Consider the following 14,717-nt stretch of genomic DNA (forward strand, 5'->3'; position numbering starts at 1 on the left):
CAAAGCGATAGCAGATGTTGGCAAGATTTGGCCGGAAATTCACCTGCCGTTCGCCCAAGGTGGGCGAGCAATGTTGTGACCGTTGTGCCTTTGCCAGTGCAACCAGATGTGTGTTGCCTGAATGCAATAACGGGAAGGTTGCCAGAGCCACCAGGGGGAAAGGTGGGGCGGTGTGTGCACGGTGACTATATGAGCCTGCGGTCATCTACTAGCCATTGTTTGCGGTGCCTTTTATGATGAAGGTGCAGCACTGGATACTTCTGCACACCGCTTGACACTGTAGGCTTGGCTGCTAGTAGACACCCCTCGTTGTGAAACACAGCTGTGGCTACCCCGAAGAAGCATCAGCCTTGCAGGGTGGATGGTGGTGGGTGTTTCTCTCAACGACAATACGACAGATATGAAGGCAGATTCGATGGGCAGCAATCCCGATATTGTGGTGACATCCCCGAGCGATGGGCGGGTGGTCGGTACCCTGGCCGCACATGGTTTAGAGGATGTAGATATCGCGTTTCAGCGATCCCGCAAAGCCCAACAGCAGTGGGCGGAAGTCCCGGTGCGGCAGCGGGCAAAAATTGGGTTGCGGCTGCACGACTTGGTGATGGAAAACCAGTCCCGGCTGATGGATGTGATCCAGGCGGAAACTGGGAAGAACCGTTCGAGTGCCTTTGAAGAGATCCTCGACACTGCGAACACTGCCCGGCATTATGGTTTTTCGGCCCCGCGGATTTTGCGTGATCGTCGCGCCCGCGGGCCGATGCCGCTGCTCAATCGGACAGTGGTGCAACGCCGCCCGGTGGGGGTGGTCGGGGTGATCGCCCCATGGAATTATCCGTTGTCGTTTGCGGTCGCCGATGTGATTCCGGCACTTATTGCGGGCAACGGGGTGGTGCTGAAACCTGATGTGCACACCCCCCACACAGCACTTGCTGCCGGTGAGCTGCTGTTGAAGTCAGGTGTGCCGGATGGTCTGCTTCATGTGCTGCCAGGTATTGGTATTGAAGTGGGGCAGGCTATTGCCGCCCAATGTGACTATTTGATGTTTACTGGGTCGACGAAAACCGGCCGGATTTTGGGGCAAGTCGCCGGGGAGCGGCTCATCGGTTATACCGCGGAATTGTCCGGTAAGAATCCGATGATTGTGTTGCCGGATGCAGATATCGCTGAAGCATCCCGCGGTGCGCGGCATGCGGCGTTTTCCGCCTCGGGGCAGATGTGCATCTCCGCGGAGCGGATCTATGTGCACACCGATATTTATGACGAGTTCAAACGTAGGTTCCTCGCCGATGTGAAGCAAATGTCTGTCGGTATCGGTAAATCCTGGGAGATCGACATGGGTTCGCTGATTTCGGCGAACCACGTTGAGGAAGTCGACGGGGTTGTTCAAGATGCGGTGCAGCGCGGTGCCACGCTCCTTACCGGCGGGGTGCGGTTGAGCAATATCGGTCCGGCATTCTATGCCCCGACAGTGCTAGAAAATGTGCCGCATGATGCTATTTTGCGGACTGAAGAAGTTTTCGGTCCGGTGGTGTATTTGCAGCGGGTGACCTCTGTTGATGAGGCTGTTGAGCTGGCTAACGAGAGCGAATATGGCTTGAATGCTTCCGTGTTTGGTTCCCGGAAGCAGGCGCTTGCAGTGGCGCAGCGACTCAATAGTGGTTCGGTGTGTATCAACGACGGCTATGTGTCGGCGTGGGCTTCGGCTGATGCGCCGATGGGTGGATGGAAGCAAAGCGGTGTGGGGCGCCGCCACGGTGATCAAGGATTATTGTCCTTCACCGAAGCGCGCACTATCGCTGAGCAGCGGTTTATGCCGGCATTGGTGCACAAACCGGAAAACCTCACCGGCAGCACCTTTAGCACCGGGTTGTCGAAGTTGATGAAATACGGCAAATATGTGCTGCGCTAGGAGCAGTCACGTGCTGCTGTGCTAGGTGCACACCGGAAGGTGCACTACTGCCGCAGGAAGAACTCGAACACAGGAAGCGATCGCTGGCCGGCGACCGCTTCCTGTGTTGTTTTTGTGTCACCCTGTGCCGGGGAAGATGCGTAACATTGCCCGGCTGCGGGCAGATAGTTGAAGTATTCCCGCCTGCCCGTCCACATTTGCCTGTCGGGGTGGTACACCCACTGCGGTGTGGTGCAGCGAAAGCAAGCAGTGGCTTTTTCTCTTCACGGGGTACCTGCACGGTGCTGTTGCTCGTCACAACAACATTGTTTGCTGGCGCTATTGCTGCGGCCGCGCATAGTTGCTTTGTGTGGTGGATCGGTGCTGCTGTTTCGATGGGGTGTGGCGGGTATGTGTTTGTGCGCCGTGTCAGATGACAGGTTGCCACCCAGCCAAGTAAGGTGTAACACCATGAACATCCATCACATCAGTCACACCCGTCACACGGGTGTTGGGTCACTGGTCGGTCTGTCGGCACGGCCAGTTCGCTGGATACTCGCCGCGCTGCTCAGCGTCGCTGTGGTCGCCGGCCTGGTCACCCCCGCCCAGGCTGCCGGCAACCGGGACTGGCTACGCCCCGGCTGTGACTGGGATGTCCACGGCCACTGGATCCAAAAATGCTGGGTGTGGTCAAACGCACACCAGCGCAACATGCCAGTGCTCGTCCTTCCTGCGAAATACGGGGGCGACGGCGGCCTGTGGCTCCTCGACGGACTCGAAGCGCCAAAAGACGACAACTATTGGGCGCGCACCCCAGCAATGGACACCTTTATTGACGACAACGTCACCTTGGTGATGCCCGGTGGTGGGGGCGGCCAATTCTATGCCGACTGGGCAATGCCCGGCCAAGCAATCTCTTCCGGGGTATCCACGGAAGGCTCCGGCCAAATCCTGCCCGTCGAAGTCCACCTCTGGGAGACGTTCCTCACCGGGGAGCTGCCCCACTGGTTGCATCAACACTTCGGAGTCAACCCGCATCGCAACTCGATCGTGGGGATCTCCATGGGGGCGCTGCCAGCATTAACACTGGCAGCCCGCCACAAGGATCAATTCGTGCAAACCACCGCACTGAGCGGCTTCATCGACCCGCGGGTGTTCTCTAGCTTGCTCTATGTGGTGATGGTGCAGCTGACTGCTTCCCTGTTTGGCGGCGGACAAGTGTGGGAGCTCTACGGCTCCTCCGGGTTCTCCTCCAATATGGAGAAAATGGATCCCGTCGCCTCTATTCCGGCACTCCACGGCCTTGATGTCATGATCTATGCCGGTGATGGCACCTTACCTCCCGGGGATCACTATCCCGGCCCGACCGCTGTCGTGCAGTCCATTGTGGGGGAACGCCTCATCCGTATCGCCACCGACTCCTTCGTCGATAAAGCTCGCCGGCAAGGCGTGCCACTCGAATACTATCCATCCCGCGGGTTACATACCTGGGAACCATGGGTGCGCTTCCTCGCTGAACACAAGCACCGCTACTTGGAAAAAGTTGGCTAACCCAACAGCAACAACCGGCACAACAGCATAAATACGGCATCTGGCCACAGTCTCTTGTCGTATGACCTGCCAGGAGTGACAAGCAACAAAAGAAACGTGTGCATCCTCCACCCGCCGGTGATCGTCGCACCAAGGCACACTTCACAACTTAAAAAAACATCAGCGGCTGCCGCCTCAGCATCAAGTGCTTGGCCGGCAGCCGCTGTGTTGCTATGGTGCGGTATAACCCGCAGTCAAGGGTGCTATTTGCCTACAGCAGATTAGATAAAAACGCTTGGGTACGCTGCTGCTGCGGATGATCCAACACCTGCTCAGGTGGGCCTTGTTCCACCACCACACCGCCATCCATAAACACCACCGTGTCTGCTACTTCCCGGGCGAATCCCATCTCATGGGTGACAACGAGCATCGTCATACCATCCGCGGCAAGATTCCGCATCACAGCCAACACTTCACCCACCAGCTCTGGGTCGAGCGCGGAAGTCGGCTCGTCAAAGAGCATCAGCTTCGGTTCCATAGCGACTGCCCGGGCAATCGCCACTCGCTGCTGCTGCCCGCCAGAAAGCTGAGCAGGATAGGCATCGGCCTTGTGCGCTAAACCAACGAGATCCAACAGTTTGTGCGCATTGGCTTTCGCCGCTGCGACCGGCTGCTTCTTCACATGCACCGGGGCTTCAATAATGTTCTCCAGCACGGTGCGATGGGGGAAAAGATTAAAGTTTTGAAACACCATGCCAATATCGGCACGCTGCTTGGCAGCTTCCCGATCCGACACCTCATAGAGTGTCCCATTTTTCCGGGTATAGCCCATCAGCTCCCCGTCGACATACAGCTCGCCGCCACTGATTTTCTCAAGATGATTCACACACCGGAGAAACGTTGACTTCCCCGACCCGGAAGGGCCGATGAGGCAAGTCACTTCGCCCGGATTGACGGTTAATGTAATGCCGCGCAGCACAGTCAACTGACCGAAGCGTTTCTCAACATTACGGGCATCAATCATCGGGATAGTCGGATTGGTCATCGCTAAAACATCCTTGTCGCGAAATGGGTGGTGATCAGTTGGCGCACACTAGTGGGGGGAGGACACCTTCGAAGGTGCTGCCCGCAGGTGAGCAAAGAGGCAAGTCGGCGTTGTAATGCATTAGCTCGACACTTCCACATTGGCTGGGGGTTTCCCTTCAGCATCGGCGAGGGCAGCTAACTGCCGGGCGGTAAGCTGCCGGGTCGCCCCCCGGGAGAAATACTTCTCTAAATAGAACTGGCCCACCATGAGCACGCTCGTAATCGCCAAATACCATGTTGCCGCCACGAGCAGCAGCGGAATCGGCTCAAACAAACTATTGGCAATATCCATGCTGCGGCCAAACAATTCGCCAGTGTAAGGGATCGCCACCACCAGGGAAGTGGTCTTTAACATGCTGATGAGTTCATTGCCGGTCGGTGGAATAATAATGCGCATAGCCTGCGGCAGGACAGTGCGGCGCATCGTCTGCCACCAGCTCATCCCCAACGCTTTCGAAGCTTCAGTCTGTCCTTCGGGGACGGCCTGAATACCCGCGCGAACGATCTCAGCCATATAGGCTGATTCGTTTAATCCCAGCCCCAGGCCGGCAAGAATAAACGTATTCGACAACACCGACTCGAGGCTGATCTGGGTAAACCCGAGATTAATCGATTCATAGATCGCCCCCAGCAAACCCCAAAACACCAGCTGCACATAGACCGGGGTGCCGCGGAAAATCCACAAATAAGCCCACGAAACCATGCGCAGAATCGGATTCGGCGACATCCGCAACACTGCCAGGATTGCCCCCAAAACGACACCGATCACCATGGCGATGAGCGTCAGCGCAATGGTGTGCGTGGCAGCAGCTGCGACCCGGGTATCAAACAGATATTGCCGATAGGTTTCCCAGCCATAGGCCGGGTTTTTCGCGGCAGAGATAACAAAAAGCACCACGAGGATAAGCAGCACAATCGCACCGATCCAGCGGCCCGGATGCGGTTGCTGTTTTGCCTGGATAGTGGCGGAAACACCATCGTGAGGAGGGTTGTCAGTCATCGGAGAACACCAAGTCTTGTGAAACGAGTAGGAATGAAAAATACCGTGGGAATGGAAGATAAAAAACCAAGAAAGATACGGTGCAGCAGTTCATCTGCACCCAACAGCATCAGCCGTAACGCAGGAGCAATAACGACCACGTAGCAAGAAAGAACAAGGCGCATCATGCCGCAGACACCGCCCTGCTGGTGCGTGGTTGGGCACGTCCACACCTGGGAGTATGGCTATCGCAAACAGCTAGGTCAGGTTGCCTGCACATGCCCGCTAGCGGGGTGGCACCCCGTCGGTAGTGCCGTTAATGCGTGCTTCCGAAACCAGTCCTTCGCTGATACCCCAGGTTTGCAGGATGCGCGCATACTCCCCGGAAGCAATAAGCTCATCGAGTGCAGCAGCAAGAGCAGGGGCAAGCGGGGAATCCTTTTTCACCGGCCACCCATAGGGGGCAGCATCGAAAATTTCCCCGACAAGCTCAATTTTTCCCTCCGAGCGGGCAACCGCATAGGCGGCAACCGGCGAGTCGGCGGAAAACGCATCAGCACGACCCAAGATCAGCGCTGTGGCGGCTGCGTCGGAACTTTCATACGCAAGTTTCGTAATCGGCGGTTGCCCTGCGGCGACGCACGCTTCTGATTTGGCGGTCACATCGTCGGTGTCAGAGACTGTGGCGCGCTGCACCGCAACGGTTAACCCACACGCATGGTCCGGATCAACTGGCTGACCGGTGCGTGCCGCCCACTGAATACCGGCGGTTAAATAGTCGACAAAGTCAAAGGACTTGCGGCGTTCCTCATTGTCGGTAAACCCGCTCGCACCAAAGGTGACCGTACCAGCGTTGACGGCAGGCAGGATCATGGCAAAGTCTTGATCCTGAACGGAAAGCTCAAGACCCATCACCTTGGCAGCAGCCCGCGCCAAATCAATGTCGAAACCAATGATGGTGCCGGCAGAATCTTTAAACTCTGCGGGGGCAAACGGCGGATTCGTCCCAATAGAGACCACCCCTTGTGCCCGGATATCCTCCGGCACAAGATCAACCACCCGGGCAACAGGTGCCGGATTGGGTTCTTGCCATCCGTCGGGCACCCCATGTTCCTCATTGGTGACACACCCGGTTGCTGTAGCCACCGCGACAAGCCCCGCCCCGAGCAGGGCAAACCAGTGCCGCAGCTGTCGGCCGGGGGAAAAAGACGCTTCCATGGGGGTTAAGTTTACTAATACTTAAGTCACTTTTAAAAAACTTCATAAGGTGGGTTTCGCCGCACTGCGATTGACCCCAACCCGTGGGGAAGACGATTCGCCCCATAAACCCGCGACACGTGGCGCTGCAACGCTGGACAATACACAAGCAGGTGGCCGATGACCGGCAGAGGGGCGATCGGCAGATGGGTGATCGGCAGAGGTGGTGACCGGGTGTGTTGGCAGTCGACCTAGTCGTCGTGGCAGCAATCCCCGCAAGCAGGTGCTTTCGCCCCGGCCGGATCAAGCATCACCCGCATACCAGTGGTGGCACAACTGTCACCGGCAAAGGCTTCCCGCCCCTCACGCAAGGCTAAATAGGCGATACACAAGCCGGCAAGTGGATCAGCCCACCACCAACCCAGCCAGGTATTCAGGAGCAGCCCCACGAGCAGTGCCACTGAGAGATACCAGCACACCATAAGCTGACGGGAATCGGCGACCACTGCTGCCGAGTTGAGACGCCTCCCGGTGGTGCGCTCAACGGCGGCGATCGTGGGCATAATCACCACACTGGCGATCGCGATGATGATCCCTAACGTGCTGGGACGTGGCTGGGTCACAATGCTGAAGAGTACCGCCAACGATATGACTGCCACATAGGCGGCAAGCAGGAAGAACGCGATCCCGATACCACGTAACGCTTGCTGCTCGTAGCGCTCCGGATCTTTGCGGCTAAATTGCCAAGCCACCACCGCCGCGGAGGCGACTTCGACGACAGAATCGAGACCGAAGCCAACCAAAGCAGTAGAATCGGCGCGACCCCCTGCGATCAGCGAGATCACCGCCTCAGCGATGTTGTAGAGGATCGTGAACGCCACAATTAGCCGCACGCGCCGCTGGAGCGTCGTGCGCTCCTGTGCAGACAGTGCTGGAACAGCAGAACCATTCGACATGTCAGCTTCTCATCCTTATCCGCTCGTAAGTGGGACACAACTCGCACGTATTGGTGACGTGCAGTAGTGCCGATGACAGTCCGTTTATCACCGTAGCTTCGTGACGGTGACTATGTAACCGAGGCTTTGTGACGGTGGCTTTGTGACTGTGACTGCGGGTAGCAAAAGAGAAGTTAGCGCAGCACCACAGCCAGCATGGTGATGGTAATAATCGAACCGGCAACAAAGTTGTAGTACAAGAAGAACTGCCAGCCGCCCCTGGCCCTGCTACACTGCCGATCAGTAAGACCAATAAACCGCGCCGCGTTGAGCGCATAGGGGGTGATTGCTAAAGCGACAATCTGCGACGGCCACGGGCACAACGCCACAATGACCACAGCGAGCACGTACCACACGGTCGTAACCAGCGCAGTTTTCGCCGCCCCGAGCACGGTTGCAATAGAGGCAAGCCCCGCCGCCCGGTCACTGGTCACATCTTGAATAGCACCCAAGGCGTGGGATGCCATCCCCCAAAAGAAGAAACTCACCAACGCGGCAATAAACCAGCCGCCAAGCGGCTGACCTGTCATTGTCGCGCCCACTAGCGCAGGGGTGACAAAGTGCGCCGACGAGGTAATCGAATCAAGGAAGGGAATCTCTTTAAACCGCAGCCCCTTCATCGAATAGGCAACCACCATAAACGCACTGATCAATAGCCACACCGCGGAAGTTGCGGTACCCGCAAACAACAGCACGACAAGAAATGGCAGGGTGGTCACCCACGAGGCGCGCAACAAAAGCCGGTGAGCCGACTTCGGGATGACCGTGCCCTCAACGCCGCCTTTGCGCGGGTTGCGGATATCCGACTCGTAGTCGAACACATCATTGATGCCGTACATGGCGATGTTGTAGGGGATGAGGAAAAATACGGTCCCGATAACGAGTCGCCAATCAAACCCGCCGCCGCTGAGCAGATAGGCGGCGGCAAACGGAAACGCGGTATTCACCCAGCTAATTGGCCGCGATGCGCCGAGCACCAACAGCCACGGGTGGGTTACACGGGCGGAAGAAGCAACCATGAAGGCCACCACCTTTTCGGATTGTGCTGTGAGAACAAAGGGCAGACAAACAACGTCGCAGTGACGAGCCCACCCTACAGTTTGCGGGTCGGTGTAGCCGGACGACCAGTGTGCGGCCACAATGCGGGAACCACCAGGGCAACAGCAATCGAATAGGTGAGATCCTCAATCGGCATGAAGCCGATTGTGAGCCCACTATTGTTCGCTGGATGGTATCCGACCAGACCAGAGGCGATCATGAGATTGTCAAAGATCGTGGTCAGTACCACCAAAATGAGCATCACCAGGCCAGTGACCTGGCGATATCGGCGCCGCTGTAGGGGCACAAGGCGCCGGTAGCCGATAAGCCACACCGCTGCCGCAACGAGCAGGAAAGGCACACTAATGAGTAAATAGGTCATTGCACTACCCGTCCTGGCTGGGCGGAATCACTCCTGGTAGCAGGCGGATTGAGTTCATCCCAGGGAGTCACTAGCAGCCGCATCAGCCCGGTGAGGTTCAGCGTTAAATACGTGAGGAAGATCAAAAAGATCGGTTCCTCAAGGGGCATCTCGGGGAAGAGTTCAATGCCAGTCATATACGGCGAATCCCCGCGGAAGAACACCCCGGTGGCAATACCGGCAGCATCCCACAGCAGAAAACCTATGAGCATGCCACCGATGATTGCGGCTGCCCGTTTGGGGTGTTGAAAGAAGGTGAGCTTCCACCGGAAATCACACAGTCCCATTGCGAACAGCGAACCAACGAGCATCGCTAAATACCACAAGTGCATACGGTGGCTCCTTTCCGCTGAATGTGGCGCATCGACATGCAACGACACCCTACCCTCTCTTGAGCAACAGCAGGGTATCTGGTGCAGCTAGCTGCATTCCAATGCACCTTGCCTGTCCGCGGCGGCAGGGCGTTAGCGCAGCGGGCGCAGTGGTTCTTCTAACCGATCCGGGGTACGATCCCCGCGCAGCCGCTTCACCACATTTTCCGCAGAGATCAAACACATTGGAATACCCACCCCGGGAGCAGTCGTCGCACCCGCATAATACAAGTCATCGACCAGCGCCGATTGGTTCGTACCACGGAAAAACGCCGACTGGAACAGCGTGTGTGCAGGTCCAATCGACCCGCCGCGGAACGCGTGATATCGCTCGGCAAAGTCCGCAGGTCCTGCCGTATAGCGGGCAACAATACGATCCTGCAGATCGTCGATCCCACACCAGGTAGCAATCTGCTCAATTGCTGCATCAGCAATCGATTCCACCAGCGGCGACGGCTGATCAGAAAACGCCGAACCGCGGCCAAGATTCGGATCAGCTGGCACCGGGATAAGCACAAACAGATTCTCATGCCCAGCGGGAGCCACATCCGGATCCGACTTTGATGGACAGGAAATATAGATCGACTCGCTGCGTGGCAGCTTCCCGCCAGTCACCCGGTCATACACCACTTGAAAATCGTTATCCCAATCCCGGCTAAACAGCAACGTATGATGTGCCAGCTCCGGCAACTCACCCTTCACCCCGAGATACACCAGCACCGTTGAAGGACCTGGATCACGCTTGCCCCAAGTCCGCTCCGGATAGGTGCGTAAATCGCTAGGTAACAGTGCCGTTTCCGTGTGGTGTAAATCAGCACAAGAAACCACCGCGTCGGCGGTGATCGTCGTAACGGAACCATCCGGATTCCGTACCGTCACCCCGGTTGCTTTCGCAACTGGTCGCCGCAGATTTGCTTGCGGTCCTGGCAGGGCAGAGAGCACATTAGCGAGTTTTTGCACCGGTGCAGGGGTCGGTGCTGCTGTCGATTCGGTAGTAATCGCTAACACTTCCGTGTTGAGGAGAAACTCCGCCCCGCAATCCTGTGCCAGACGTTCCATCGACTCCATCACCGCAGTGAACCCACCCACCGGATAACGCACACCTTGGGTCAAATCAGCATGGCTCATCAGGTGATACAAGCTGGGAGCCTTCGACGGTTCGCTGGAAAGGAACACTGCCGGATAGGTGAGAATCTGCTGCAGTCGCACATCGGAGACAAACCGCTTCGCAAATGACTCCATCGACTCGGTGAGCAGCCGATAAAGTATTGGCGACTTCCGCACCACTTCGCTGGTCACAATCTCCCGCAGCGAGGTAAACGTGGTGTAGAGAAAACGCCGCACCGCAATGTCGTAGGCGTCAGCCGCCGAGGTGAGATATTCGTCAAGTTTTTGCCCGGCACCTGGTTCGATGGACTCGAACAACTCCACGGCAGCCTGTCGGCCGTGCGGCACATCAACCTTTGCGGCACCTTCCGGATACAGGCGATATGCCGGATCAAGCATTTTCAAATGCAACTGCTCATCGGTAGAGGTGCCCATCATGGCATAAAAATGATCGAACGCATCCGGCATGAGATACCAGGAAGGACCTGCATCCCAGCGGAACCCTTCCGCATCGTCTTTCGTCATGGAAAAAGCTCGGCCGCCCACCTTCTCAATTCGGTCAACAACGGTGACCTTGATGCCACTTTTTGCCAGCAGACAAGCCGTGGCCAGCCCAGCAGCACCAGCACCAATGACCACCACGGAAGAAGGAAGCGAAGCAGAGAAACGATTCGGCGTGCGCGCCATAGTGGAAAACCTCACCTAGAACTATGCAAAAAAGAAACGAACGAAACAGAACGAAGAATCATGCAAACACTGCTGGGGAGTATATGGTTCGCTGTGCAATACCCCGCGGCGATCGGCGCCAATAGCGGTAGCGGCGATCGTCAGCACTGCCCCTGAGGGTACACATCAGTTCGCCGTAGACCGCGGCACGCACACCAACAGCACCTGGGAATCTGCGCTATAAGCAGGATATTTATACAGACAGCCCGGTCACAGATGTGGGCAATCTCCTATTTCATCGCAGATGAACGAACCTGCTCGGCAACCGCATCAGGGAGCACCCCACGCTCCGCAAGACGCACCCACGGTGCCTGCTTGCGCCAATTCACCACAATGGTGTGCATCCCCCGGGCAAAGCGGCGCACAACCTGTTTGCTACCAACAAGTGCCCGGGCATCCATTGGCAACACCAAATCATGCTGCACCCACACCGTCTCATCGGGGCGAACTGCAAATGAGATATGCATATCTTCATGCACCTCGGTATCGGTGAAATCCACTTCGGTGGACACCCGTGTCCAAAACGCCCGCGTCAGACAATAGTTGGTGCCAAACAGCGGCTGATGGCCAAGGGCAAAGCCGACTGCTTTGCGATAGGCACCCATATAGGCGTTGGTCGCCAACTTTCCCCGCCACCCGGGCAGCAGAAACCTACCATCACCGGTTACCCCAACCACCGTGCGGCCGGCCGGATCAGCTGCCGCAGTCGCAGCAACGAAATCCCACGCCTGGTGCAGGCGTAACACAAAATCTGGTGCCGGCACCACATCGGTGTCGGTACGCAACAGCACATCGCCGGAGGCTGCATCAAAACCAGTCTTTGTGGCAAAAGTGATTCCCCGTCGCGGCTCGTTCACAACTGTTGCCCCGAAACGCTTCGCGACCTGCGCAGAATGATCAGTTGAGCCGTTATCAACCACGATGATTTCATCGGCAGGCACCTGCTGTTGAGCAAAGGCCTGCAAACAGGTTTCTAATAAGGCTGCATCGTTCAGGCAGGGGATAACGACCGATAGCCGACGGGACGGGGTGTAAGCGCAAGAAGTGGGCATAGAAAAAATCCTCGAAAAAACGGCTACGGCACAGCTATGCGTGACGCCGCGGGGAGTATGAGCAGGACGGATAAAACCTAGAAAAACCAGCACACCTAGAACAACAGCAACAAGCACGATCAACAGCGGTGCCAATAGTGCTGTGCTTTCCAGGGTACGGTGTTGGTCGTCCAGAGCAACCTTGCACCGGGGGCTAGCTGCCCGTACAGGACATTGCACCACTGCTCAATGCTTCGCCAAACTACTCAACTGAAACTAGTGCGACGACCACGAGAATCCGCCCCTGATAGGTAAGTGTTGCAATGATCACTAGAATCCGCCCCGCATATGCTGACAACGCGAAACCCCCGCAAGATTATTCTTGCGGGGGTTTCATATTGTGGGCGAAGGGGGACTTGAACCCCCACGTCCTATAAGGACACTGGCACCTGAAGCCAGCGCGTCTACCATTCCGCCACTCGCCCGAGGGGGAAACACGCTAATTTGTTTCAGCGATTTATGACTCTAGCACGCCAGCTTGCCTTCACTACAAATCGGCAGGTGAAAGGCGACATCGGAGCTGGCTTTCTTTTCTGCTGTGCCAGATACTGTGGCGGAAGTTCACTGTGGAACACGCCCTAAGGTGTTGGTTTTAGGTGCCGCGTGTGGAAATATCACCATACGTCTCTATGCTCTCGAAGTTTTTGTGGGCAAGATCGCCTGAGTCGCTTGCCACGGCACCGGCCTCTTATCTGCTGTCAGGAGGGCGTCGTCACGCAAAAGATATCTGCTCGTTGTGTTCAATTAGCAGCATGGGATGTCTTTCTTGGCTGCCGGTTATATCTTGATCGGTGTACTTGGCGCCTGCGGGTGAAGTTCCCACCTGACTTGCGGGCGCACTACCGCTTCGTGCGCTGTTGTTTTTGAAAGGAGTGACAGTCACCATGTCGCTAGGGGATAAATTCGCCCGCATTGATGATTCGTTACACAAGCTAGACGGGAAACTGCAGCGCGGTCTCAATAACTCGTTTGCGTTCTTCCTTGGGGGGAAGCTGGTTGCCAGCGAAATTGAGCAGACACTGCGCGGCGAGATGGAAGAAAACATCACGCAACAGCCGGGCACCCAAGTTGATGATGCAGTGGTTGATCAGGCACCAAATAGTTTCACTGCCCGGGTGAGTGGGAAAGATTTTGCCCACCTGTCGCAGGAAAACAGCAAACTACCAGCTAATGCAGCTGACATGCTCACCCGGTTTGCACGCTCCCAGGGGTGGCAGCTGCAAGGGCCGGTGACGGTCACCATTGTGGAAGATTCCTCGTTGCGCACCGGGCAGTTGAATTGTGCATCAGCGGTGATGTCATCACCAACCACACCGAGCAGCTATATTGCGGCCAACGGTGGTATGCCGGCGACAGTCGATAGTGACGCAGGGGCGTCAAAGGTGCCAATGGTCGAAACGGTGAAGACACCTGACTCAGCTGCAGGAGCATACCGGCCGCAGCCGCACAGGTCTCCTGATGCGCAACCCTATGTTGATTCGAGCTGGGGACAACCCGCTGCAGATCACAGCGCGGCAGGGGAGATGGGATCTACCACAGCAACTCCGCAAGAATCATCACCGGTAGCAGGCCAGCAGCATGCAGCATCGCCTACTCAACAGGATGTGAACTGGGATGAGTTTGCTGCCCTAACGGCCGGAACAGCAGGTGCCGCAGGTGGCTATGGGGTTGCTGCCGCGAATATGGATGCGAAAACAACAGCTTTCTCACGCACCGAAGAGTATTCCGAGCCGCACTATCAGCCACCAACTGTGACATTGCTGCTGCAGGATGGTTCTTCCCGCAGCTATCTGGTCATGGAAGGCTCAAATATTATCGGCCGTGGCAGCGATGCCGATTTCCGACTACCTGACACTGGTGTGTCTAGGCGGCATGCGGAAATTATCTGGGACGGTATCGATGCGGTGCTTGTCGATCTCCAGTCCACCAACGGCACCCTGGTCGGTGATGTTCCCATTGATAATTGGCTGCTTGCCGATGGTGACGTCATCACTATTGGGCATTCTTATATAGAGGTACGTATCACCGGCGGGCAACAGTAACAAATGTGTCGGAGGTGCGGACTTGGCACACCTTCTAGTGTTGTACGCGTCACAGCAAACAACCGATGGGGCTTCGCTGCGGTCTCATGACACTATGAACCTGTTGCCAGATTCGTAGTTGTTTACTCACCGTGGTGGGACTGTCTGCTGCTGCCGATGGGATGGAAGATGACAAAACCTGCCGGTTTGCTGCACAATGCTGCTTTTAACGTGGTGTGAGTGACAGGTGATTGCCAGCTGCAGTAA

Annotated in this window: 12 protein-coding genes and 1 tRNA gene; 3 read left to right on the forward strand and 10 right to left on the reverse strand. The window is 56.7% G+C overall.

The window, feature by feature from the left end:
* Positions 1 to 367 precede the first annotated feature (367 nt).
* Positions 368 to 1,909, forward strand: a complete 1,542-nt coding sequence (locus tag CCHOA_RS00075; RefSeq protein ID WP_245992141.1) for a succinic semialdehyde dehydrogenase — start codon at positions 368 to 370, stop codon at positions 1,907 to 1,909.
* Between the two features lie 450 nt (positions 1,910 to 2,359).
* A complete protein-coding gene (locus CCHOA_RS00080; RefSeq protein WP_164472321.1) occupies positions 2,360 to 3,439 on the forward strand; it encodes an alpha/beta hydrolase in 1,080 nt (359 codons plus the stop codon).
* A gap of 250 nt (positions 3,440 to 3,689) precedes the next feature.
* Here CCHOA_RS00080 and CCHOA_RS00085 read toward each other — a convergent pair whose 3' ends face one another.
* From CCHOA_RS00085 to CCHOA_RS00130, 10 genes are all read right to left on the reverse strand, one after another.
* Complete coding sequence (locus tag CCHOA_RS00085) at positions 3,690 to 4,463, reverse strand: amino acid ABC transporter ATP-binding protein (RefSeq protein ID WP_123925568.1); 774 nt, start codon at positions 4,461 to 4,463, stop codon at positions 3,690 to 3,692.
* A gap of 120 nt (positions 4,464 to 4,583) precedes the next feature.
* Positions 4,584 to 5,504, reverse strand: a complete 921-nt coding sequence (locus CCHOA_RS00090) for an amino acid ABC transporter permease (protein ID WP_123925570.1) — start codon at positions 5,502 to 5,504, stop codon at positions 4,584 to 4,586.
* Positions 5,505 to 5,768: 264 nt separating this feature from the next.
* Entirely contained in the window at positions 5,769 to 6,701 is a 933-nt protein-coding gene (locus CCHOA_RS00095; protein WP_123925572.1) for an ABC transporter substrate-binding protein, read from the reverse strand.
* A 230-nt stretch (positions 6,702 to 6,931) separates the two neighbouring features.
* Positions 6,932 to 7,636: a cation efflux transmembrane domain-containing protein gene (locus CCHOA_RS00100; RefSeq protein WP_123925574.1), complete on the reverse strand. Its 705-nt coding sequence runs from the start codon at positions 7,634 to 7,636 to the stop codon at positions 6,932 to 6,934.
* A 173-nt stretch (positions 7,637 to 7,809) separates the two neighbouring features.
* Positions 7,810 to 8,694, reverse strand: a complete 885-nt coding sequence (locus tag CCHOA_RS00105; protein WP_123925576.1) for a prenyltransferase — start codon at positions 8,692 to 8,694, stop codon at positions 7,810 to 7,812.
* A 74-nt stretch (positions 8,695 to 8,768) separates the two neighbouring features.
* Positions 8,769 to 9,095, reverse strand: a complete 327-nt coding sequence (locus CCHOA_RS00110) for a lycopene cyclase domain-containing protein (RefSeq protein WP_123925578.1) — start codon at positions 9,093 to 9,095, stop codon at positions 8,769 to 8,771.
* Positions 9,092 to 9,466, reverse strand: coding sequence for a lycopene cyclase domain-containing protein (locus tag CCHOA_RS00115; RefSeq protein ID WP_123925580.1), 375 nt, complete (start codon positions 9,464 to 9,466; stop codon positions 9,092 to 9,094). The genes CCHOA_RS00110 and CCHOA_RS00115 overlap by 4 nt, the downstream gene beginning before the upstream one ends.
* Positions 9,467 to 9,598: 132 nt before the next feature.
* Positions 9,599 to 11,299 (reverse strand): phytoene desaturase family protein, encoded by a 1,701-nt coding sequence (crtI, locus tag CCHOA_RS00120; RefSeq protein ID WP_123925582.1) that lies wholly within the window; start codon positions 11,297 to 11,299, stop codon positions 9,599 to 9,601.
* A gap of 269 nt (positions 11,300 to 11,568) precedes the next feature.
* The gene (locus CCHOA_RS00125; RefSeq protein WP_123925584.1) at positions 11,569 to 12,390 is read right to left on the reverse strand and encodes a glycosyltransferase family 2 protein; all 822 of its coding nucleotides are present in this window, start codon (positions 12,388 to 12,390) and stop codon (positions 11,569 to 11,571) included.
* 380 nt (positions 12,391 to 12,770) lie between these two features.
* Positions 12,771 to 12,854, reverse strand: a tRNA-Leu gene (locus CCHOA_RS00130).
* Positions 12,855 to 13,292: 438 nt separating this feature from the next.
* Between CCHOA_RS00130 and CCHOA_RS00135 the strand changes: the two genes are divergently transcribed.
* The gene (locus CCHOA_RS00135; protein WP_245992142.1) at positions 13,293 to 14,471 is read left to right on the forward strand and encodes an FHA domain-containing protein; all 1,179 of its coding nucleotides are present in this window, start codon (positions 13,293 to 13,295) and stop codon (positions 14,469 to 14,471) included.
* Positions 14,472 to 14,717: the final 246 nt, after the last annotated feature.

Origin of the sequence: Corynebacterium choanae, assembly GCF_003813965.1 — a bacterium.
GTDB classification, from domain to species: Bacteria; Actinomycetota; Actinomycetes; order Mycobacteriales; family Mycobacteriaceae; genus Corynebacterium; species Corynebacterium choanae.